The 22,677-nt window shown below is 47.4% G+C and carries 24 protein-coding genes; 10 read left to right on the forward strand and 14 right to left on the reverse strand.

Going from position 1 to position 22,677, the window contains the following annotated elements:
- Nucleotides 1–24: 24 nt before the first annotated feature.
- From dnaJ to grpE, 3 genes are all read right to left on the reverse strand, one after another.
- A complete protein-coding gene (gene dnaJ, locus MARGE09_RS15600; protein ID WP_236983399.1) occupies nucleotides 25–1,152 on the reverse strand; it encodes a molecular chaperone DnaJ in 1,128 nt (375 codons plus the stop codon).
- A gap of 126 nt (nucleotides 1,153–1,278) precedes the next feature.
- Complete coding sequence (dnaK, locus tag MARGE09_RS15605) at nucleotides 1,279–3,207, reverse strand: molecular chaperone DnaK (RefSeq protein ID WP_236983400.1); 1,929 nt, start codon at nucleotides 3,205–3,207, stop codon at nucleotides 1,279–1,281.
- A gap of 219 nt (nucleotides 3,208–3,426) precedes the next feature.
- Nucleotides 3,427–4,005, reverse strand: coding sequence for a nucleotide exchange factor GrpE (gene grpE, locus MARGE09_RS15610; protein ID WP_420828103.1), 579 nt, complete (start codon nucleotides 4,003–4,005; stop codon nucleotides 3,427–3,429).
- A 194-nt stretch (nucleotides 4,006–4,199) separates the two neighbouring features.
- On the opposite strand from grpE, the gene recN reads away from it, so the two are divergent.
- From recN to MARGE09_RS15625, 3 genes are all read left to right on the forward strand, one after another.
- Nucleotides 4,200–5,861, forward strand: coding sequence for a DNA repair protein RecN (gene recN, locus MARGE09_RS15615; protein WP_236983404.1), 1,662 nt, complete (start codon nucleotides 4,200–4,202; stop codon nucleotides 5,859–5,861).
- A gap of 17 nt (nucleotides 5,862–5,878) precedes the next feature.
- On the forward strand, nucleotides 5,879–6,388 hold the full coding sequence (locus MARGE09_RS15620; RefSeq protein ID WP_236983406.1) for a shikimate kinase: 510 nt from the start codon (nucleotides 5,879–5,881) through the stop codon (nucleotides 6,386–6,388).
- 82 nt (nucleotides 6,389–6,470) lie between these two features.
- Nucleotides 6,471–7,088, forward strand: coding sequence for a peptidylprolyl isomerase (locus tag MARGE09_RS15625; protein ID WP_236983407.1), 618 nt, complete (start codon nucleotides 6,471–6,473; stop codon nucleotides 7,086–7,088).
- A 172-nt stretch (nucleotides 7,089–7,260) separates the two neighbouring features.
- Here the strand turns inward: MARGE09_RS15625 and MARGE09_RS15630 are convergent, their stop codons facing one another.
- Together MARGE09_RS15630 and MARGE09_RS15635 are read right to left on the reverse strand one after the other, a co-directional pair.
- On the reverse strand, nucleotides 7,261–8,154 hold the full coding sequence (locus MARGE09_RS15630; protein ID WP_236983408.1) for a putative metalloprotease CJM1_0395 family protein: 894 nt from the start codon (nucleotides 8,152–8,154) through the stop codon (nucleotides 7,261–7,263).
- 26 nt (nucleotides 8,155–8,180) lie between these two features.
- On the reverse strand, nucleotides 8,181–8,561 hold the full coding sequence (locus MARGE09_RS15635) for a hypothetical protein (protein WP_236983409.1): 381 nt from the start codon (nucleotides 8,559–8,561) through the stop codon (nucleotides 8,181–8,183).
- 335 nt (nucleotides 8,562–8,896) lie between these two features.
- On the opposite strand from MARGE09_RS15635, the gene MARGE09_RS15640 reads away from it, so the two are divergent.
- The gene (locus MARGE09_RS15640; protein ID WP_236983410.1) at nucleotides 8,897–9,430 is read left to right on the forward strand and encodes an SMI1/KNR4 family protein; all 534 of its coding nucleotides are present in this window, start codon (nucleotides 8,897–8,899) and stop codon (nucleotides 9,428–9,430) included.
- Nucleotides 9,431–9,445: 15 nt separating this feature from the next.
- Here MARGE09_RS15640 and MARGE09_RS15645 read toward each other — a convergent pair whose 3' ends face one another.
- From MARGE09_RS15645 to MARGE09_RS15670, 6 genes are all read right to left on the reverse strand, one after another.
- On the reverse strand, nucleotides 9,446–10,621 hold the full coding sequence (locus MARGE09_RS15645; RefSeq protein WP_236983411.1) for a hypothetical protein: 1,176 nt from the start codon (nucleotides 10,619–10,621) through the stop codon (nucleotides 9,446–9,448).
- A gap of 8 nt (nucleotides 10,622–10,629) precedes the next feature.
- Entirely contained in the window at nucleotides 10,630–10,932 is a 303-nt protein-coding gene (locus MARGE09_RS15650) for a LapA family protein (protein WP_236983412.1), read from the reverse strand.
- 39 nt (nucleotides 10,933–10,971) lie between these two features.
- Nucleotides 10,972–11,646, reverse strand: coding sequence for a (d)CMP kinase (cmk, locus tag MARGE09_RS15655; RefSeq protein WP_236983413.1), 675 nt, complete (start codon nucleotides 11,644–11,646; stop codon nucleotides 10,972–10,974).
- On the reverse strand, nucleotides 11,643–12,368 hold the full coding sequence (pyrF, locus tag MARGE09_RS15660; protein ID WP_236983415.1) for an orotidine-5'-phosphate decarboxylase: 726 nt from the start codon (nucleotides 12,366–12,368) through the stop codon (nucleotides 11,643–11,645). Before pyrF ends, cmk begins: the two co-directional genes overlap by 4 nt.
- 173 nt (nucleotides 12,369–12,541) lie before the next feature.
- Nucleotides 12,542–14,329 (reverse strand): aspartate--tRNA ligase, encoded by a 1,788-nt coding sequence (aspS, locus tag MARGE09_RS15665; RefSeq protein WP_236983416.1) that lies wholly within the window; start codon nucleotides 14,327–14,329, stop codon nucleotides 12,542–12,544.
- 59 nt (nucleotides 14,330–14,388) lie between these two features.
- On the reverse strand, nucleotides 14,389–14,673 hold the full coding sequence (locus MARGE09_RS15670) for an FmdB family zinc ribbon protein (protein WP_236983418.1): 285 nt from the start codon (nucleotides 14,671–14,673) through the stop codon (nucleotides 14,389–14,391).
- A gap of 377 nt (nucleotides 14,674–15,050) precedes the next feature.
- Here MARGE09_RS15670 and MARGE09_RS15675 point away from each other — a divergent pair, with 377 nt between their 5' ends.
- Nucleotides 15,051–15,503, forward strand: a complete 453-nt coding sequence (locus MARGE09_RS15675; protein ID WP_236983419.1) for an HU family DNA-binding protein — start codon at nucleotides 15,051–15,053, stop codon at nucleotides 15,501–15,503.
- A gap of 139 nt (nucleotides 15,504–15,642) precedes the next feature.
- Complete coding sequence (locus tag MARGE09_RS15680; protein ID WP_236983420.1) at nucleotides 15,643–17,373, forward strand: proline--tRNA ligase; 1,731 nt, start codon at nucleotides 15,643–15,645, stop codon at nucleotides 17,371–17,373.
- Nucleotides 17,374–17,410: 37 nt separating this feature from the next.
- Here MARGE09_RS15680 and MARGE09_RS15685 read toward each other — a convergent pair whose 3' ends face one another.
- Genes MARGE09_RS15685 through MARGE09_RS15695 form a run of 3 tightly spaced genes read right to left on the reverse strand, consistent with a single transcriptional unit; the run spans nucleotide 17,411 to nucleotide 18,911 of the window.
- Nucleotides 17,411–17,944, reverse strand: a complete 534-nt coding sequence (locus tag MARGE09_RS15685) for a GNAT family N-acetyltransferase (protein WP_236983421.1) — start codon at nucleotides 17,942–17,944, stop codon at nucleotides 17,411–17,413.
- 5 nt (nucleotides 17,945–17,949) lie between these two features.
- The gene (locus tag MARGE09_RS15690; RefSeq protein ID WP_236983422.1) at nucleotides 17,950–18,225 is read right to left on the reverse strand and encodes a hypothetical protein; all 276 of its coding nucleotides are present in this window, start codon (nucleotides 18,223–18,225) and stop codon (nucleotides 17,950–17,952) included.
- Nucleotides 18,226–18,227: 2 nt separating this feature from the next.
- Nucleotides 18,228–18,911 (reverse strand): hypothetical protein, encoded by a 684-nt coding sequence (locus tag MARGE09_RS15695; protein WP_236983423.1) that lies wholly within the window; start codon nucleotides 18,909–18,911, stop codon nucleotides 18,228–18,230.
- Between the two features lie 96 nt (nucleotides 18,912–19,007).
- Between MARGE09_RS15695 and MARGE09_RS15700 the strand changes: the two genes are divergently transcribed.
- From MARGE09_RS15700 to MARGE09_RS15715, 4 genes are all read left to right on the forward strand, one after another.
- Complete coding sequence (locus MARGE09_RS15700; protein WP_255711990.1) at nucleotides 19,008–19,724, forward strand: tRNA (adenine(22)-N(1))-methyltransferase TrmK; 717 nt, start codon at nucleotides 19,008–19,010, stop codon at nucleotides 19,722–19,724.
- Between the two features lie 55 nt (nucleotides 19,725–19,779).
- Nucleotides 19,780–20,028 (forward strand): sulfurtransferase TusA, encoded by a 249-nt coding sequence (gene tusA / locus MARGE09_RS15705; protein WP_236983425.1) that lies wholly within the window; start codon nucleotides 19,780–19,782, stop codon nucleotides 20,026–20,028.
- A 70-nt stretch (nucleotides 20,029–20,098) separates the two neighbouring features.
- Entirely contained in the window at nucleotides 20,099–20,959 is an 861-nt protein-coding gene (locus tag MARGE09_RS15710; RefSeq protein WP_236983427.1) for a PA4780 family RIO1-like protein kinase, read from the forward strand.
- Between the two features lie 112 nt (nucleotides 20,960–21,071).
- Complete coding sequence (locus tag MARGE09_RS15715) at nucleotides 21,072–22,670, forward strand: ABC-F family ATPase (RefSeq protein WP_236983428.1); 1,599 nt, start codon at nucleotides 21,072–21,074, stop codon at nucleotides 22,668–22,670.
- Nucleotides 22,671–22,677 lie beyond the last annotated feature (7 nt).

Consider the following 22,677-nt stretch of genomic DNA (forward strand, 5'->3'; position numbering starts at 1 on the left):
CGGGCTCTTAATTTATAGAATCATTTACAGCTTCATGTCACCAAAAAAGTTCTTCATTCCCTCAAACCAACTCGATTGTTTTGGTGAGTGCTTCGTGCCTTCCATAGAGCCTTTCAATTCTTGCAATAACTCTTTTTGCTTACCCGTTAAGCTGACCGGCGTTTCTAACACAACGCGACACAGCAAGTCGCCTGCACTGCCGCCGCGCACAGGAGTGACGCCTTTGCCGCGCAAGCGGAACAGTTTGCCAGTTTGCGTTTCAGCAGGCACTTTTAATTTAACACGACCATCAAGCGTAGGCACCTCAAGCTCGCCACCCAAGCAAGCATCAAAAATGCTAATAGGGACTTCACAGTAAAGATTTTTACCATCGCGCTGGAAAAACTCATGCTCATTAACCGAAACCTGAACATAAAGATCCCCTGCCGGACCGCCATCAGTACCCGCTTCACCCTCACCTGACAATCGAATTCGGTCACCAGTATCAACGCCGGGTGGCACTTTAACACTTAAGGTTTTAGTTTCTTCTACACGACCTTGGCCATGACAAGAGCCACAAGGGTCGCCGATCTCCTTCCCTTTACCACGACAAGTTGGGCAAGTCTGTTGAACCTGAAAAAAGCCCTGCTGCATTCGCACTTGGCCAACACCGCCACAGGTACTACAAGTTTTAGGTTGCGTGCCAGGCTTAGCGCCCGAACCAGAACAAGGCTTACAACTCACCAAGGTTGGCACTTTAATTTTTACACTGGTCCCTTTAACGGCCTCTTCTAAGCCAAGATCGAGTGTGTAGCGTAAGTCTGAGCCTCGCGCTGGCCCGCCGCGACGGCCACCGCCACCTCCGCCGAATATATCGCCAAAAACGTCACCAAAAATATCACTGAAGTTACCATTACCGCCGCCGTAGCCCCCGCCGCCTGCTGCGCCGTCAACACCAGCATGGCCATACTGATCGTAAGCGCTGCGCTTGCGAGAATCCGACAACACTTCATAAGCTTCACTGGCTTCTTTGAATTGCTCTTCGGCCTCGGCATCACCAGGGTTTCTATCGGGATGGCATTTCATTGCTATGCGGCGATAAGCTTTTTTCAGCTCTTTCTCGTCGACGCCTTTTGCAACGCCTAGCACTTCGTAATAATCTCGCTTCGACATGTCTAACTATCTTGCCTACGGTTAAATATAAGGAAAGCAGAGCGCAGCCCTGCTTTTAAAATTTAAAACGGGCCAGCAATACGCCAGCCCGCAAATGTTAAAAGCCCCGCAATGCAGGGCTTTTAATTACTTCTCGTCTTTAACTTCTTCAAATTCAGCATCAACAACGCCGTCATCAGCAGCATTGCCAGCGTCTTCAGCGCCCTCAGCAGCGCCAGCCTTACCAGCAGCATCTTGTTGCTCGGCATAAAGTTTTTGCGCCAAGGTGCCAGAAGCGTCAGTCAATTTCTTAGTTGCCGCTTCCATTTTCTCTTTATCTTCACCTTTAACAGCTTCTTCAGCTTCAGTGATGGCGGCATTAATTGCGGCTTTTTCATCATCTGTCGCTTTATCACCAGCTTCTTCTAGTGTTTTCTTAGTCGCGTGAATCAAGCCTTCTAGGGTGTTGCGGCTAGTAACAACTTCTTCGAACTTGCGATCGGCTTCAGCGTTAGCTTCTGCATCCTGAACCATCTTGTCGATTTCACCATCACTTAGACCTGATGAAGCCTTAATAACAATCGACTGCTCTTTGCCGGTCGCTTTGTCTTTAGCAGAAACATTCAAAATACCGTTGGCATCGATATCAAAAGTCACTTCAATTTGCGGCATACCACGTGGAGCCGGTGGAATATCGGCCAAATCAAAACGACCCAAAGACTTGTTGCCCGATGCTTGCTTGCGCTCACCCTGTACAACATGAATGGTTACCGCAGTTTGGTTATCATCAGCAGTCGAGAATGTTTGCGACTTCTTAGTTGGGATGGTGGTGTTTTTATCAATTAACGGCGTTGCTACGCCGCCCATTGTTTCAATACCCAACGTTAAAGGCGTTACATCAAGCAGCAATACGTCTTTTACATCACCAGAAAGTACAGCACCTTGAATCGCAGCACCCATAGCAACCGCTTCATCTGGGTTCACATCTTTACGTGGCTCTTTACCAAAAAACTCTGTTACGTATTTTTGCACTAAAGGCATGCGGGTTTGGCCGCCCACCAAAATAACATCGTCAATTTCGCTAGCAGAAAGATCCGCATCAGCCAATGCAGTTTTCAGCGGCTCAAGCGAGCGTTTCACAAGCTCTTCAACTAATGACTCTAATTTTGAGCGAGTCAACTTAACAACCAAATGCTTAGGGCCGGTTGCATCTGCGGTGATGTACGGCAGGTTTACTTCTGTTTGCTGGCTAGAAGAAAGCTCAATTTTGGCTTTCTCTGCCGCTTCTTTTAAGCGCTGCAACGCTAATGGATCGTTGTGCAAATCGATACCGTTGCTGCTTTTGAATTCTGCCGCCAAATATTCAATTAAGCGCAAGTCGAAATCTTCACCACCCAAAAAGGTGTCGCCGTTAGTCGCTAGTACTTCGAACTGATGCTCGCCATCGACATCAGCGATTTCAATGATTGAAATATCAAAAGTACCACCACCCAAGTCATAAACGGCAATTGTGCGGTCACCTTCAGCTTTGTCCATACCATAAGCTAAAGCGGCGGCCGTTGGCTCGTTAATAATGCGCTTAACGTCTAGACCTGCAATCTTGCCAGCATCTTTAGTCGCTTGGCGTTGCGAGTCATTAAAATAAGCAGGAACAGTAATAACCGCTTCGGTCACTGTTTCACCCAAATAATCTTCAGCTGTTTTTTTCATTTTTTTCAAAACTTCAGCTGAAATTTGTGGTGGTGCTTTTTTATCGCCTTTGATTTCTACCCATGCATCGCCATTGTCCGCGCCAATAATTTTATAAGGCACCATGGAGATATCTTTCTGTACAACATCATCGGTAAACTTGCGACCGATCAAACGCTTAACGGCAAATAAAGTGTTATTAGGGTTGGTAACCGCTTGGCGCTTGGCGCTCTGGCCGACCAGTACTTCGCCATCTTCAGCAAACGCAACAATCGATGGTGTAGTACGATCGCCTTCCGCATTCTCAATAACCTTTGGCTTACCGCTTTCTAAAACAGAAACGCATGAGTTGGTTGTCCCCAAGTCGATGCCAATAATCTTACCCATAATGTGCTCCTCTTAGGCCTTCGCCTGATCTTGCTTTAGCGCTGTATTACAGCGTTAAAAATTAAACTGTGTTTTAAACTTTCTTTAGAGATGTATCGTATTGATAGCTATTAATTACCCGTACGATCTACGCCTTTGGCCTTTTCCGAAACCGGCGACGCCATTGCATGCTTGCTATATTGGCGCGATTGCCGGTATTTCAACCGCTGATTGAGGTTTTTATTCAGCTTTGCTGACAACAACCATGGCTGGGCGCACCAAACGGCCATTCAAGGTGTAGCCGCGCTGGAAAACATTAATCACCGTGTTTGGCTCTACATTGGGGTCCGGCACCATGGACATCGCTTGATGTAATTGCGGGTCAAACGGCTCGCCAGCAGGATCAACTGCTTCCACATTGTGGCGCTTAAGGCCATCAGTCATCGACTTCAAAGTCAACTCTACACCTTCGACAATAGCCTCAAAACTGCCTTGCTGGCCGTTAGCGGCTTCAAGTGCGCGCTCTAAGTTGTCGGCCACCGGTAGCATATCGCCAACAAATTTATCCAAGGCAAACTTATGCGCTTTTTCAACATCTTGCTGAGCGCGGCGGCGGGCGTTTTGCATTTCAGCAGACGCCCTTAGCACTTGCTCCTGCGCATTGGCAACTTCTTCTTTTAAAGTTTCGATTTCAGCCTGCAACGCAGCCACATCCGCCGTTGCAGGCTCTTGCGCATCAACAGAGCTCAGCTCGACGTGATCATCTTCTAAAGTTTCCGCTTCATTTGTTTGTGTTTGCGAATGATCTTGGCTCACGATTGCATCTCCTAACCAGCCGTTTCAAAAATTGCCAAATTCACCTAAACGAATTCAGCTTAAAGAGTATTTTCAGTGCAGCTGTTAATGGGGGCGGGAAAAAACGATTCAAGGGTTTTGATGCGAGATAACAGCAAGACTTGGCAAAGCCACCAAAACTACTGTATAAATAACCAATACACCGACGGAGGATTGCCATGCTTAGTCACCTTAACGTACACAACTACACTCTTGTAGACAGTCTCGACCTCGAACTGCAACCGGGCCTAACCACCCTTACCGGAGAAACTGGTGCAGGCAAATCGTTATTGCTCGACGCCATCGGTTTAGCTATCGGTAGCAAAGCAAGAGGTGAAGCCATTCACGATACAACCGCTAACGCAGAAGTATCAGCGCTATTTGACCTTGGCGATCAACCACACATCAAGCAATGGCTCGAGCAGCACGATATCTCCATCAACGACAACGAATGCCTGCTTAAAAGGGTGATCACACCGCAGGGGCGCTCTCGATGCTCTATTAATGGGCATAGCGCAACCCTGTCCCAGCTTCAAGAATTAGGCCGCAAGCTGGTAAATATTCACGGCCAGCACGAGCACCAAGCTTTACTTAGCCCGCAAACACAGCGCCGCCTGCTAGACCGGTTCGGCGCCTACCCCCAATTAACCGACGCAACAGAACTGGCATTTAAGCACTGGCGCAAGGCCGAATTAGCGCTTAACCAAGCACAAGAACTTGCCGATTCCCAAGGCGCTCAATATCAATTATTAAAATACCAAGTCGACGAACTCGCGTTACTTGAACTCAATGAAAACGAAGTCAAAAGCCTTGAGGGGCAACAAAAGCGGCTAGCCAATACCGAAGCCATGCAAGCAACTTGCGCCGCCATCATCCACAGCGGGCGCGACAGCGAGCACAGCTTACAAACACAACTGCACTGGTGCACAAGCCAACTGCAAAGCCTAACTAAGCACGACCCTTCGTTTAATGATGCCAGCGAGATGCTAAAAACGGCCTTAATTAATATTGAAGAAGCTATAGAAAGCATCGACAACACCGCGCAGAACTATAACGCCGAAGATTCCAACCTTAGCGCCATCGAAGAACGACTTTCCACTATTTACACCGTTGCCCGCAAACACAAAGTACAGCCGGGCGCCCTGCATGAGCACTACCAAACATTGTGCACCGAGCTTGAACAGCTTGAATGCAGCGATGAGCATATCGCCGCTTTAAAGCAAGCCGCGGAAGGCGCGCTTGAGACTTACAATGCTCATGCAATTAAGCTTCACGACGCACGCCTTAAGGCCAGCAAGCGGCTTTGCAAGGCTATTGGGCAGCGGCTAAAAGCGCTAAATATGGAGCATGCTAGTTTCTATATAGACTTCGAAGCTCACGACAGCCCACACCCACACGGCAATCATGGCGTAAAATTTTTAATTACCACTATTCCAGGCAAGCCTGCCGGAGCTTTGCATAAAATTGCCTCGGGCGGCGAACTATCGCGCATTAGTCTGGCCATCCAAGTCGTAACAGCAGCCACCCAAACTACGCCCACGCTTATTTTTGACGAAGTCGACGCCGGCATTGGCGGCACGACAGGAGATACCGTTGGCACACTACTGCGTGAGCTCGGCGGCAAAGCACAAGTACTGTGTGTAACCCACCTTGCACAAGTTGCAAGCAAAGCACACAACCATTTAAATGTTAGAAAAACAAAACAACGCGGTACAATCCGATCACAAATCACAGCTTTGTGCGGCGACGATATTGTTGCCGAAATATCACGCATGGTCGGCGGCCCAATAGACTCAAATGAAGCCCTTGCTCACGCACGTCAAATGATGACAACACACTAAACAGCAGCGGATTCTTTATGGCCAAAAGCAACATTGTATTGATCGGTATGGCTGGCGCAGGAAAAAGCACCATCGGCCGAATTTTGGCCAGCCAGCTTAACTTTCCGTTTATTGATAGCGACCAATTAATCGAGCAGCGAGAAAATAAAAGCTTGCAAACACTACTTGATAGCGAGGGATACTTAGGGTTACGCAAAATTGAAGAAGAAGCAATTTTAACAATCAATACATCTAACACTGTTATTGCAACGGGCGGAAGTGCCATCTATAGCGAAAAAGCCATCACACACCTTGCAGGGCAAGGGGTTCTTGTTTTTTTAGACGTGCCCCTCCCCCTTATACAGCAACGTATAGGCGACTATTCTCAGCGCGGCCTAGCGAAACCTAAGGCACAAACACTTAGCGCGCTTTACAACGAGCGCCACCCGCTTTATCAGCAGCACGCCAATATCACCGTATCCAAAAGCGATTGCAAAGCCACCGAGATAGCTGCCGATATTATGCGCCTTATTAGCAGCCAAACTTGATACAGCGTCGCCACTCAGAATTAAACGCTATGTTATTATCTCCAGCTTATAACGCTTCCAATAAATTGCTCGGATCCTTCTGATGTTCAAACTTACATCCCTTATCGGCAGTACTGCTGGCCTGCTTCTCTTAGCACTAAATAGCTATGCAACAACCGTTCAATTTCAGACCTCCCTTGGCGACTTCGAGGTTATTCTTTTTGACGAACAAACCCCAAAAACTGTAGAAAATTTTTTGCAGTACGTAAATGAAGAAGCCTATGAAGATTCCATTGTTCATCGCTCAGCAACAAACTTTGTAATTCAAGGGGGTGGTTTCAACCTTACCGAAGATGCATTATTTAACCCCATAAACATTCACTCACAAGTAGAGAATGAGGCCTATTACTCTAATGTGCGAGCTACGATTTCAATGGCAAAGCGCTCAGGCCTACCCGATAGCGCAACAAGTCAGTGGTTCATAAACTTGGGTAACAACAGCACTAACAGTGCAAACCTAGATTACGCCAATGGCGGCTATACCGTATTCGGGCAGGTTATAGGGAACGGCATGGATGTAGTAGACGCCATTGCAGCACTTCCAATACATAATGTTGATAATGAGACGGGAGGACGGGGGCAGCCGCGAACGTACCGCTACAAGACTTCACCCAAGAAACCAAGCCTGTACACGACAACTTTGTCATTATTTATGATGTGATCGTTACCGACGCCGCAACGAACAGCGCTGAACAACTAGAACCGCAGCCCCTCGTTATACAGCCAAGGGCAGCTCCACCAGCCCCAAAAAAATCAGGTGGATCGATGAGTTTATCATCAATCATCGGACTGCTTATGTTAATGGCGGCACCGCTGTTATTTAGGCGAAAACGCTAAGCGGTAGCTCTAAATAATGTTGAAGGCGAAGCTTCGGCGACGCTGGCGCTCATTAACCTATAACTATTAGCGCCGCGACTGCTTAAGCCGGGCAGTATTGCTGAGGCTTCGTTATTCTCTATTGCAGTTTGATCCTCACTCGTGGATTCCGCCACTGCCGAGACTTGCTCCTCCTCAGGAGCAGATGTCAAACTTTCTTCTTTTGCTCTAATTTCTGCTTGCAGCTCTTGGCGCGCAGCAGCCTCTAGCTGAATAGACTCTTGCGCTACTTGCCTATCTTGTGGCGAAGGCTCAGCTGGCGCCAGCGCAGCACGCCGGATAGTTTGTGCTTTTGCTATGGTTTGCTCTGGTGTCGCTGCAGGCCCAACATCAATTGGCACCTCGCCCCCCACGGCATAATTCACCCCGTCCGGGCCTCGCTCAAATTGATATTTATGTGCGCCGGCATAAGAGCCCCCAACGGCAGCGTGTGCTTGTTCATGGGCGCGCACTTCTCTATCTCGCGCAGCCAGCTCACGGATCTCCTCCTGGATTTTAGCTTCGACTTGCTGCTCTTTTTTGGCTTTAAGCGCTTGCTCGGCTTGTTCTTCATTCGTTTCCCCCGCTGCTGTACGAGGCGTATCTTCTGGTGTAGCCGCGCGCTCTTTGCCAGGCAAAAGCTTACCGCTTTCACCATATAGAAGTGGTTGCGCCGCTTGATTCGAGTGAATAGATTTCGCATCCACCTCTTGCTTTTGCGCGCTGTATAACTGGTTTGATTTTGCGGGCTCAGCTACCGGCTGAAAAGACGAGCCTGTAGGTGTCATTCCCTCACGCGGAGCAGCCGCAACAGAAAATTCTGCTGCAATCGACGAAGGTGCCACAGAGGGCATTGATGTTATTGAAGGCATTTCCCGCACCCCCGCCTTTTTATTCCTTAGGTGTAATCGTCAATTAAGCTACCAACAGCTTCCGCCCCAACCTCAACAACACTGGCTGAGGCAGTAAATATTTGCTCTTGCTGCTTCAGGGCCACCATGTTTTGTGCCATCGAGCTGCCACCATCAGAAGCCGCCAAGCGATCGCCGTTGGCAACCTGCGTTTTTTGCGAAGCTGGCACTTCCCCTGCGGGCATTGCATCACTGCCATTTCCGCGCTCAAGCTCTTGTGGCGATTGACTCGGAGGCACTAAACCCGCACCCGAAGCTGAACCCGACCGAAGCTCGGTGTTCGTTGAGGCAATATTTTGTGCATAGCGCTGCATTGTTTGCTGGCTTTGCACCATGCCTTGATATCCTGCAGACATAACGGAGTTCATACATCCCCTCCAATAAAAGTAAGACAGTTTCTACACAAATAAGTCTACCCTCAAGCTGATCAAAAAACACTCACCACACGGCACATAAGGCCATATCTTTAAGATCAATTTATTGTAGAAAGCCAACCACCTAACAAATATTGATATATATGCGCAAATTTAAGCACAATACGGCCTAACATCGACAAAATTCCGACGCATTCCAAACAAACACGGTCATCGCATTAAAAACGTCAACTATCTGAATTCCCTTGGACTCGTACTGCACTTCACCTAGAATGCGGAAAATTTCAACTTCAGCCTATTTTTAAACGCTAACAAACATACGAGACTCTATGCATTTCCAACAACTCACCGAATTAATGAGCGAGCTAGGCGTAGCTCAAAGCCAAGACCTCGTGGGAGTACCGCTGTCGGAAATTAAAAATATGGAGACATTTTTTGGCCTGCGCTTCCCCGCCAGCTACGTGCATTTTTTGCACCGCTGCGGCCGCTCCGCTGGCCACCTCGCTGGCTGGGCAGCCATCTATTTTGATGACCTTAAAGAAATCGCAGAAGAGTTTGAGTTTCACAAAACCATGGCAAGTAGCGAGCTATTGCTCCCTAGCGGTGGACTACTAATTGCTCATTACAATCAAAGTTTTGATTATATGATTTGTGATGGAGCCAGTGAGCCAACAATTTACCGTATCACATTCGATGATTTGGGCGCGCACTGCGAGCGCTTCGCAAACAGCCACACCGATTATCTAGAAGCGATGATTCGCAAAGCTGCGACAGAAAAAGGGAAAGTAGAGCCTTTTTTTATTGATGAGTGCGGCAACATGATCCGCGACGACTTAACCAGTTACGCACCAGCGGTAGATTAAAGCGTACTAAAACGCCTAGTGCGTAGAAATGACCGTGCCCCAATTTTTGCAGCTTGGGCAATGCCAGTGATGCTCATGCCCGCTATAGCCACAATTCTGACATTCGTAAGATTGCGTTTGCTGCAAGCGCTGTTCAACAATACCCAGTAGCGATTCTAACGATAACTGTTGATAGGTTGACGATGGCAAAATTCCTAATACGTCACTGAGAGACTCTAAATGCGACCACTGCTCCAATTCTTTAATAAGAAAAATAATCGCTTCTGACTCTGAGGTTTTCTGCGCGATAGCGCGAGCCATATCGGGCAATAACAAGGCAGATGGTTGCTGCTGATAAAGGTCGGCTAAAAATGCCTCCAGTGTTTCCGCTTTATGGGCACGAGTGTAAGCCTCGATAAGTAGCGGCAATACCTGTGAGTTGTGCGCAGTGAAATTTAATGGCACTTGTTTGAGCAGTTCAAACGCCTGCTGCCGGTGACCCTGAGCCAGCGCAAGTTGACCTCGTAAAATTAAAGTTCGCGCCAAATCGACATCTAAAACTTGAGCCTTTTCAAGCGCCTCTTGTGCATCACTATAATAACTTCTCGAAAGTGACTGCTCTGCAATTTCACAATAAAACTGCGCTTGTAAGCGGCGCCAATGATCACTATCAACACCCGATTGTGATAACGCATCGGCAGCCACAACCGCCTGCAGCCATTCGCCTTCGCTTTGATAAACTTCAACAAGACGTGTTAAAGCCTTAGTGGCTATACCCGCCTCATCCACATGGCTTAACTCGTTGTACAAGGCTTCAGCGCGGTCGAACAAACCGGCTTTCAAGTAATCTTCAGCTAAAGCCAAACGCGCCTGTAAATCTTGATCTTTCGTTAAACTGGGACGCGATAATACGTTTTGATGAATGCGAATAGCCCTGTCAACCTCGCCACGTTTGCGCAACATACTACCTAAAGCCATATGCGTTTCTAGCGTATCTTCATTAACATCCAGCGTTGCAGTTAATGCATCAATGGCCGCATCTGGCTGCTCTGTAATAAGATAATTTAAACTCTCGCGGTAGCGATCCAAACTTACACGCGAGGCCTTAGGGTTCATTCTGTTCCGAATATCAATCGGCCTTTTAGCCAGTAAATAACCAATAGCCAAAGCACTTAAAAACAGTAAAAAAACGAGTAGCGAGTTAGTCTCCATAGCCTTGCCTATACTTTAGCAACACTATTAAGCGCTGTTGCTGTACGGCTTAATTGCTTTTCAAGCCGTTTGGTTTTTAGGCGCTGCATAAAAACCCAAGGCAAAAGAATAAGTATTGCCAAACCCATTCCTCCACCCAACAAGGCAAAAGCTAACGTTGAAACCGAAACCTCAGATAGCGTCCAGCGCATAAAATGAATGCTGACCACCTCGGTATTATCGAGGTAAAACTTGGTCACCATTAATGCTAAAAACAACCACCACACCAGCATTAAAAGCCGAATCGTCCACACGTACATCGTTTTTAACATTTCACAAACACCCTTTGTTATTAGTGTTAAGCACTCTATTTAAGACGGCAGTGCGGCTTTTTTGATGGTAGCCATAGCGTATTCAAAGACTTGGTCGATGGTCATTTTTGTGGAATCTAGCAAAATTGCATCAGCTGCAGGCACCAGCGGCGAACTTGCTCGTTCGCGGTCACGCTTATCTCGAGCCTCTATGTCCGTCAAAATTTGGCGCTCATCCGCTTTTTGCCCTACCGACTCAAGCTGCAAAACTCGCCGCTTGGCTCGCTCTTCAGCGCTTGCCGTTAAAAAGAACTTAACTGCCGCCGACGGAAATACTACCGTGCCCATATCGCGACCATCGGCAACTAAACCACTGCCATCAGCAAAAGCGCGCTGGCGCATTAATAGCGCATCGCGCACTGGCTGCAAAGCTGCCACTTGCGAAGCGGCCATACCCACTGCCTCCTCTCGAATTTCACGAGTGACATCTTTACCTGCAAGCAAAACGGTAACGCCCTGCTCGGCTGCATTAAAAGCAATATCCAGCCCGGCAGCCAACTTGGCTAAAGCCTGAACATCCGTAAGCGCAACCTCGGCTTTGATAGCCGCCAACGCCGTTAAACGATAAAGCGCCCCGCTGTCCAACAACGCATAACCGGTTGCCTTAGCCAACAGTTGGCATAAAGTTCCTTTACCGGCACCGCTTGGGCCATCAACAGTAATTATGGTATTCATTCAACAGCTACTCCGGCTTCGCCTGCTAAGCTTGCAATGATGTTATTACATACCGCAATAGGATCCTGCGCTTTAGTAATGGGCCTTCCAATAACTAAATAGTGGCTACCGGCAAGCATCGCTTCGCTCGGCGTCATTACCCTACGCTGATCTTGATTATCACTGCCGGCTGGGCGAATGCCCGGCGTTACCAAGACAAAATCATCACCGTTTTGCGCCTTTAAAGCGGAGGCCTCTTGCGCCGAGCAAACCACGCCATCCAAACCTGCACCTTTAACCATTCCGGCCAAACTCAACACTTGCTCTGCTGGGCTGCGATTAATACCCAGCTGCTGAAGCTCCTCTTGCGTTGAACTGGTTAATACAGTTACGCCAATTAACAACGGCGCCTTTTGATGGTTTGCGAGGCTTTCCTTTGCAGCCTCTAGCATACGAATACCACCACTGGCGTGAACATTGACCATCCAAACACCTAAATCAGCGGCAGCCTTAACCGCTTTAGCCGTGGTAACGGGTATGTCGTGAAATTTAAGATCAAGAAAAACCTCGAATCCCAACAACTGTAATTTTTCTACAATGGCGGGGCCACAACTGGTAAAAAGTTCTTTACCAACTTTAACGCGACACAGCTTGGGCGATAAACGCTCTGCAAGTGCGATGCAATCGCGTTCATTATCAACATCTAACGCCACAACAACAGGCGACATGATGGGATCTAACATAGGAGTTCTCTAGCTTTTATGGATTAAGCTCGGGCAATATAAACTCGCCCAGCTACAAAATTGTAACACGCCTATTCAGTGGCTAATGCACACAAAACAGGGCTATCAAATACACAAAATCCCACCAGCATAACTAGTGGGATTTTGCGGAGCATTCACAAACCTATCGCGGCTTATTCTGATGTAGCTTTCTTCTCAGACTTTAACTTCAATGCAATATTCAGCTCGCGCAATTGCAATGCATCAACAGCGCCAGGGGCGTCTGTCATCACACAGGCCGCAGATTGCGTTTTAGGGAAGGCAATCACATCGCGAATGGAATCTGAATTTGTCATTAGCATAATCAAACGATCCAAACCAAAAGCCAAGCCGCCATGTGGTGGCGCGCCATGGCTTAAGGCATCTAACAGGAAGCCAAACTTCTCGCGCTGCTCTTCATGCTCGATACCCAAAATTTCAAATACCGTTTGCTGCATATCTTGATTGTGGATACGCACAGAGCCGCCGCCAAGCTCAGTACCATTTAATACCATGTCATAAGCACGGCTAAGCGCGGTTGCAGGATTTGCCTTTAACTCATCAGGCGAACACGAAGGCGCCGTAAAGGGATGGTGCAACGCGGTAAATTTGCCGCCATCTAATTCTTCGAACATGGGGAAATCGACCACCCACAAAGGTGCCCAGTCACAGGTATAAAGGTCAAGATCAGCGCCCAACTTGCAACGCAACGCCCCAAGGGCCTCCGATACAACCTTACCCTTATCTGCACCAAAGAAGATGATATCGCCGTTTTGTGCCTCAAGGCGGTCCAGCAGAGCTTGACGCACATCGTCTGGTAAGAATTTCACAATAGGTGATTGCAAGCCTTCTTGCACATCAGTGACATCATTCACCTTAATGTAAGCCAAGCCTTTAGCGCCATAGATGCCAACGAACTTTGTGTATTCATCAATTTGCTTGCGCGTTAACTTCTCAGAACCACCAGGTACTTTTAATGCTGTAACACGGCCTTTAGGGTCTTTAGCTGGAGCAGAGAAAACTTTAAAGTCTACGCTAGCCATCAAGTCTTTTACTTCCACCAGTTCTAATGGAATGCGTAAGTCTGGCTTGTCTGAGCCGTACTTTTCCATCGCCTCGGAAAATGGCATACGAGGAAAGTCACCAAATTCAACCGATAAAGTTTCTTTAAACAACTTGCGGATCATATTTTCGGTTATCGCCATGATATCGTCTTCAGACATAAAAGATGTCTCGATATCAATTTGAGTAAATTCAGGCTGACGATCAGCGCGCAAATCCTCATCGCGGAAACACTTAGCTATTTGGTAGTAGCGGTCAAAGCCCGACACCATCAATAATTGCTTAAAAAGCTGGGGCGACTGCGGCAAAGCAAAGAATTTGCCTTCGTGGGTACGTGAAGGCACCAAATAATCGCGCGCACCTTCAGGCGTAGCCCTTGTAAGAATGGGCGTTTCGATATCCAAAAAACCATTATCATGGAGGTAGTTACGAATAGCGGTTGTAATACTAGAGCGCAAGCGTAGGTTGCGCTGCATCTCGTTGCGGCGCAAGTCAATGTAGCGATGCTTTAAACGTACATCTTCACCTACTGTGGTATGCGAATCCATTTGAAACGGTGGCGTTTCAGCAACATTTAAAATTTCAAGCGCTTGACCATAAACTTCAATTTCACCTGTCGACATATTTTTATTAACTGTCGCTTCAGAGCGTGCGCGCACCACGCCCTTGACTTGCAATACATATTCGCTACGGACCTTGTCGGCCAATTCAAAATTACTTTTGCCGTCGGGGTCAAAAACCACCTGCACAATGCCGTCCCGGTCGCGCAAGTCGATGAAAATAACACCACCGTGGTCTCGGCGACGGTCAACCCAGCCACATAGAGTTACTTCTTTGTCGATATCGGTGGCGCGAACTGCACCACAATAGATACTGCGCATAGTTTTTCCTAAATTATTCAATATTCAAATATGGGTTACAGCGATTAGCAGGCTTAACGTTAAGTCGCTGGCTTAGATTCCGCTTTCGGGGCTGCAGGCTTGTCGCCAGCGCTACTTTTAGCGGCTTTATCTTTATCGCTGCCTGCAAGATTCTTTTTATTGCCGGATTTAAAATCGGTTTCGTACCAACCACTACCACTTAAGCGAAAGCCCGCCGCCGATACTTTCTTATTTAACGATTCCTGCCGACATTCAGGGCACTGCGTTAAATTGGCGTCGCTCATTTTCTGTAAGGCCTCTAACTCGTGGCCGCAATTCGCACACTGATACTCATAGATAGGCATGCAAAATCTCCAAATACACGCTAAAACTACCGTCGATGTGGGCCGCCAAGACCCACGTTATTTTCAAAAGTGGGGCATTATACATGAGCACAGCCCTTTACGGGCAAGCACAATCGAAGCTCGGCCAAATGTGCTTTTTATGGCCTATTTGCCGCAAAACAGAACACGTATTTCACTTTTAACCCTATTTTTTAAGGTTTTTTCATATTTTGTGTTGCTCACTTTGTGAGTTTACTCTATATATACAGCACAAACAGCAAAGCAATAGCTGTTATAGGTGCTCGCAAAGATACTGCTACAGTTTAATCCGCAAACGATTAATGCTTACACCGACACTTTTCTTATTAGACCATAACGACCATTTAGAGGATTCATATATGCCACCACGTAAAGCCGCTGCCAAAGCTCCTGTCGCCAAAAAGGCACCAGCCAAGAAAGCCCCCGTTGCTAAAAAAGCACCTGTAAAGAAGGCTCCCGCAGCTAAAGCAGCCACTACTGGCGCAGTAAAACCTTTAAAGGCAATTCAAGAGCGCTATACCAAAACCGACATTCTTAACCGCATTAGCGAAGCGACTGAATTAAGCCGCAAAGACGTAACAGCGGTATTTACCGAGCTTGAAAACATCATCGAAGCGCACGTTAAAAAACGCGCTGTCGGCGAGTTCACTATCCCAGGCCTTATGAAAATTGTTACTGTTAAAAAGCCTGCGACCCGCGCGCGCAAAGGCATCAACCCCTTCACCGGCGAAGAAACCACCTTCAAAGCCAAGCCAGCCAGTGTTGCTGTTAAGATTCGCCCACTGAAAAAGCTGAAAGAAATGGCACTCTAAGCCATACAAACAGCAAAAAGGGCAGCAGCTGCTGCCCTTTTTTTGTGCCTGTCTATCACTAGCACTGACAAGCCCAGCCAGCTGACATAGAATGCCCTCAGCTATCCCCCCTATTCACGACACTAGGTACTCACTCGCTATGCGCGCCACACAATTTTTAATAGCCACCCAAAAAGAAACGCCATCCGATGCCGTGGTCATCAGCCACAAATTGATGTTACGCGCAGGCATGATCCGCAAACTAGCTTCAGGCCTTTATTGCTGGCTCCCCCTCGGGTTAAAAGTACTTCGAAAAGTAGAAGCGATTGTTCGACAAGAAATGGATAATGCCGGCGCACAAGAAGTACTTATGCCCGTAGTCCAACCAGCCGAGCTGTGGCAAGAATCTGGCCGCTGGGAACAGTTTGGCCCGGAACTTACGCGCTTTAACGATCGCCACCAAAATGGTTTTTGCTTAGGCCCCACCCACGAAGAAGTCATTACTGACCTTGTGCGTAACGAACTAAAAAGCTACAAGCAATTACCCGCCAACTTCTACCAAATTCAAACAAAATTTCGTGATGAAGTTCGCCCGCGTTTTGGCGTTATGCGCTCGCGCGAGTTCATTATGAAAGATGCTTACTCTTTTCATACTGACCAAACCTCACTGGAAGAAACCTACGCCATCATGCATGCCGCATACTGCGCCATTTTTAATCGTATAGGCTTAAACTTTCGCCCAGTAGAAGCTGACACCGGATCTATTGGCGGCTCTGGCTCACATGAATTTCATGTCCTTGCAGAAAGTGGCGAAGACGATATTGCCTTTAGCGATGGCAGTGATTACGCCGCCAACATTGAAAAAGCAGAAGCCCTCGCTCCGGCTCCGTCAACAGAAGCTGCAGCGGCAAAAGCTGACTTAACCCATACCCCAAACACCAAAACCATCGAAGAAGTCTCGGCCCTGCTTAATGTACCTTCGCAAAAAATCATTAAAACACTTTTTGTTATGGGCACCCCAGACGAAGAAACCGGCAAACAAGGTCTTGTCGCACTGTGCTTGCGGGGCGATCACGCTTTGAATGAAGTTAAAGCCGAGAAACTCGCTGAAATTGCAAGCCCGCTTACATTTGCAAGTGACGAACAAATACAAAACACAATTGGCGCCAACGCCGGCTCACTCGGCCCAATAGAACTCGGCATTCCAGTTATTGCCGATCGGGCGGCTGCCGTCGCCGTTAACTTCACCTGTGGCGCAAACAAAAACGATTACCATTTTGTAAATTGCAATTGGGGCGCTCAGGCTAATTTCTCTCGCATTGAAGACATTCGCAATATTGTTGCTGGCGACCCTTCACCTTGCGGCAAAGGCAATATCACGATCAAACGCGGTATTGAAGTTGGGCACATATTCCAGTTAGGCGACAAATACTCGAAAGCCATGAACGCCTCTATTCTCGACGCGCAAGGTAAAGACTCGGTAATGACAATGGGCTGCTATGGCATTGGTGTTTCGCGAGTTGTCGCTGCGGCCATTGAGCAAAACAACGACGAAGCCGGCATTATTTGGCCAGATGCTATTGCGCCATTTAACGTTGCCATTGTGCCAATTAATATGCACAAATCAGAGCGTGTCGCCCAAGTGTGCGAGGAGCTTCACACAAAACTACAAGCTAAAGGGTTTGATGTTTTATTTATGGATGAAGCCAAAGCCCGCTTAGGCAGCATGCTAGCTGACATTGAATTAATAGGTATTCCGCACCGCATAGTCATTGGCGACAGAGGCTTAGATAACAACGAAATCGAATACAAACACCGCAGCGATAAAGAGTCTTCTGCATTAAAAGCAGACGCTCTCTTTGAAGAGCTTTGCCAAAAACTACAGGCATAAAAGGCAATGCAATAAGGGTTTTAAGGATAAAGCCCTTTTATAGCGCTTGCTCAGCTAACGTTTTAGACATTTCAACCAAGTAAACAGTATTAGGCTTTTTAGGGCTGCCAACACCCAGATTAACGGGGTAATTAAAATTCTGCCCCGTCTCGCAATAGCCTTGGCGCTGGTAATAACCTCTTAGAGATGTACGTTTATCAACCACCTCTATTCGAGCCAACTTACACCCTTTAGCGCCAGCCATTTGCTCCGCCTTAGCCATCAACCATTTGCCAACACCCAGCGTTTGGCTACTAGGCTCAACGGCTAACATTCCTAAAGACACCACCTCATTAACAATAGAAACATGGATACAACCCAATAACTTACCAGGTTCGCCAGCATGGGTAGCCACAATAACTTCTTCGCGATTGACCAGCGCCGTTAAAGCCTCCAAGGATATTCGATCGCCATCGATCCATTCACTTTCATGGGTCCAGCCTGCTAAATTTTCGCCAGGCCGGTAGGCGCGATTCACCAACGATAGCAGTGCTAGACAATCGCCATCTTTAGCCAAACGAATTAAAAACATGCGATTTAATCAACCGCAACAATCGTTGTTGCATTAATAGGAGATTGCACCATACGTTTATCACCGTTAATCGTTGGGTAAAAAATGTAATAGCCCTTCTCCGGCACAGACGTCACCTTACCGTTTTTAACATGGTAAACCTGCGGGTGGCCCTCGATATAAACATCATAATCACCGCCTAGCATGGTATCCATTGTTCGGCTTGCATTATTAATGCGGTCACAACCGGCAACCGCAAACACACAAAACAACCCCAACCAATATTTATTTTTCATCATCATTTTTACCTATTTCTAAAGTTTGCTCGCCAAATGAGTACGCGAAGATAAAAGCGCCCAGTGATTGTACGCTGCTCCAGCCATGCTTTGTGGGACAACGGCAATAGCGCAACTATAATTGCCCTTGCAAAGGTTCGCAGCCCAAAAGGTATAGATAAACCCAGCATTGATTGCATGCAGCGATTTAGTAGCTCAACAGAGCCTTTGCTTGTACCACCAAATCGGCGTTCATAATTGCGCCTTAGTGTTAGCCAGCCAATATAATTGCTTGGAATATTGCGCAGGCCCATACTCCGTGCAACATCGCACCAAAATCGACACAACATCTTGCATTCAGTAGCCGTTACGCTGCCTCCCAATATTCGCTTCACCCTAAGCGGTTCTAGATAAAAATTAGCAATCACATATAAAAAGTGCTCTTCGGGTAAGCTCACGCCGGCATGCCCTAGCCGCATTCTATTAAAGTGCGCTTTAGATTCAGAAGCCTCCAACCCTTTGTGAATAAAATCTCTAATCACATTACGCGCATCGGCCAGTCTGCGCTCGGTATCAACAGACAGCTTACCTTCGCCCAACAAATAAGGCGCAATTGGCGCAGCACAAAAGCCCCGAATAAAACCTAAATAAGAGCCAAGCCGAAAAGCCAAGCGATAACGCACATAATAAAGTCGATACACATCCGCAGACATTTACACTACCATCACTCATCTACGCCCCATAAAAGTAAAGGTCCAATTATTAATACCCCACCAGCAAACCTCATATCCAGCCCTCCAGGTCCTGGCATCAGGAAATTAGACGCAAGACTTCACCATATATTCACTTGGGCAAATAGCCGTCAATACTCGTACATATGGGATCTGTGCTGCGATCACGGCAGGCTTGGCCTTCATTTGCATCAGCATAAAATGCCTTACCGCAGACATATTCATTTAATCGACTGCGTACCCTCGATTATCCATAAAATACAGCAACAATACCCTTCAACCCCAGATGAATCCTTAAGTATCGAATGCATTAATGCAGAAAAAATTACACTCTCACCTCAAGCGCTTGCAGGCAACAAGCTTTTCATTATTGCAGGGGTTGGAGGGGAAACAGCTGTCACTATTGCATCGGCCATTCTTGAGCAAAATCCAGCGCTACTCAATACTGCAGAAGCGACAACGGATTTCATTTTCAGTACGAATAATCAAAGCTTTGAGCTCAGGCGCTACCTGCGGCAAGCACCTTTCGACTGCATTGCAGAAGACTTCGTCAGCGAAAACGGGCAGCATCACGAGCACATACACATGCAAGTTAGCAAAAGCGCCGCCAAAACACGGCAAATCTCCCTTTTAGGGCATGATATATGGCAACCACTTACGCCGGAAAAACGCACATACCTTAACAAACAGCAACAGCACTACCAAAGGTGCTGGAAATTAAAGGGCACACAAGAGACCTCCTGCGCGGCTTTAGGTTACCTTAGCATCTTAAATTCAACTACCGGTGGCGACTGAGGATTAACAAGGTACAATTGTCGCTTTCAACAAAAAGAACCTAACGAACGCCGCCATGACAGAGCCGCAAAGCGTAGAATTTGAAACGCTACTCGACACCCAAGGGCTTTATTGCCCAGAGCCCGTTATGCTTTTGCATGGCGCCATTGACGCCGTTAAAATCGATCAGGTTGTTAAGGTAGTGGCTACTGACCCTTCCACCCAGAGGGATATTCCAAAGTTTTGTGATTTTTTAGGGCATGAGTTGCTTCACAGCACAACAGACAAGGATACCTTTGTTTTTTATGTGAAGCGCGCTACTTAAATCTAACGTTAAAATCACTTCTGCTATCACTCTCTTTATTTGCACACAATATTTTTGGTAACGTAACTTCATGAAAATGCCTAAACGCCTAAAGCCCCTATTTGAAGACGGACTCATCGACGACGTCATTAGCTCTTTAATGAGCGGAAAAGAGGCTTCTGTCTATGTTGTGCGTTGCGGCGATATCACACGCGCAGCCAAGGTTTATAAAGATGCCGCTAAGCGCAGCTTCAAAAAAGCAGTGCAATACCAAGAAGGCCGAAAAGTACGCAACAGTCGGCGCCAACGCGCCATGGAAAAAGGCTCTAAATTTGGTCGCGACCAGCAAGAAGAAGCTTGGCAAAGCGCAGAATCCGACGCCCTTGTTCGAGTGGCCAACGCCGGCGTGCGCGTACCCAACTCTTATGGTTGCTACGATGGCGTACTGTTAATGGACCTTATCGCCACCGATGATGGCTCTGTCGCGCCTCGTCTAAATGACGTAACCATGAGTGCAGAACAAGCAATTGAAGATCACACACTTATGATGCACTACATAATGCGCATGCTCAGTGTTGGCATTGTCCACGGTGACCTTTCTGAATTTAATGTATTGGTTGATGATTACGGCCCCGTCATTATTGACTTACCTCAGGCGGTAGATGCCGCTGGCAATAACAACGCGCATGGCATGTTTGTTCGCGATGTCGACAATATTACCAACTACTACGCACAATTTGCTCCCGAGCTTAAACACACCCAGTACGCCAGCGAAATATGGTCTCACTTTGAAGAAGGTACCCTCGACCCAGACATGACGCTAACGGGGCAATTTGAAGCGCAAGAAGTATCGGCCGATGTTGATTCCGTACTCGAAGAAATAAAAGCCGCTTTTGCCGAAGAACAAGAGCGACAAGAACGTATACGTAGCGCAGATCAACCTGACGACTAGCCAGCATAACGTAAAACCCCATTTCACACAGTACAACCAAGGGAAGCACTCGACTCGGTGCCGCTAAATATTTATAGTACGCGGCCTATTTCCTCTACGACTGGATGTACCGTTGATTTCTACTGCAAACATTACTATGCAATTTGGCGCTAAGCCGCTTTTCGAAAATATTTCTGTAAAATTTGGCGACGGCAACCGCTACGGCCTAATCGGCGCCAATGGTTGCGGCAAGTCAACCTTCATGAAAATTCTTGATGGCAGCCTAGCCCCCTCTAGCGGCGTGGTTAGCATTACACCCAACGAGCGCTTAGGCAAACTAAGCCAAGACCAGTTTGCTTTCGAAAAACACTCCGTCATAGACACCGTTATTATGGGGCACGCTGAACTTTGGGGCGTAAAAGAAGAGCGTGACCGCATTTACGCACTGCCAGAAATGTCTGAAGAAGACGGCATGCGCGTGGCCGACCTAGAAACCCAATTTGCAGAAATGGACGGCTACAGTGCAGAAAGCCGTGCCGGCGAAATTTTATTGGGCGCCGGCATTGCACAAGAACTCCATTACGGGCCAATGAGCGAAGTCGCCCCTGGCTGGAAGCTACGCGTATTGCTCGCACAAGCACTTTTTTCGGACCCAGACATACTGCTGCTCGACGAACCAACCAACAACTTGGACATCCACACAATTCACTGGCTAGAAGAAGTACTCAACCAGCGAAAAAGCACGATGATTATCATCTCGCACGACCGCCACTTTTTAAATTCCGTGTGCACGCACATGGCTGATATCGACTACGGCGACTTGCGAATTTATCCTGGCAACTATGATGATTTCATGACAGCAGCCACCCAAGTACAAGAGCGCCTGCACAACGAAAACGCAAAGAAAAAAGCACAAATCAGCGAACTACAACAGTTTGTTAGTCGATTTTCAGCCAATGCATCAAAAGCCAAGCAAGCCACTTCTCGCGCTAAACAATTAACCAAAATAAAACTCGAAGACATCAAACCGTCTAGTCGCGTATCGCCTTACATTCGCTTTAAACAAGATAAAAAACTACACCGCCAAGCACTCACCATCGAAGGGCTAGGTCACGGCTTTGAGGGCGAGCCACTTTTTAGCGGCGGCAATATGATTTTAGAAGCCGGCGCAAGGCTTGCCATTATTGGTGAAAACGGCGCAGGAAAAACAACATTATTACGCTGCTTAACAGGCGAGCTTGGGCCACAGGCTGGCCGCATTCAATGGGCAGAAAACGCCACACTGGGTTACTGCCCCCAAGATGCAACCGCAGCATTCGATTGTGATTTAAACCTGTTCGACTGGATGAGCCAATGGCGTAAGCCCGAACACGACGACCAAATTGTGCGCGCCACTTTAGGTAGGCTACTGTTTTCGGCTGACGACTTTCAGAAAAAAGTTAAGGTTTGCTCTGGCGGTGAAAAAAACCGATTATTGTTTGGTCAGTTAATGATGCAAGATACCAACATCTTGATTATGGACGAGCCGACAAACCACTTGGATATGGAATCCATTGAGGCTCTCAACCTTGCACTTGAACATTACGACGGCACATTGATCTTCGTCAGTCACGATAGGGAATTTGTTTCTTCGCTAGCAACGCGCATTATCGAAATAAAAGATAAAAAGCTTATCGACTTCCAAGGCACCTACGATGAGCACTTGGCCAACCAAGCATTGCAACAAGCTTAACGCTAAT

Origin of the sequence: Marinagarivorans cellulosilyticus (assembly GCF_021655555.1) — a bacterium.
Lineage (GTDB): Bacteria > Pseudomonadota > Gammaproteobacteria > Pseudomonadales > Cellvibrionaceae > Marinagarivorans > Marinagarivorans cellulosilyticus.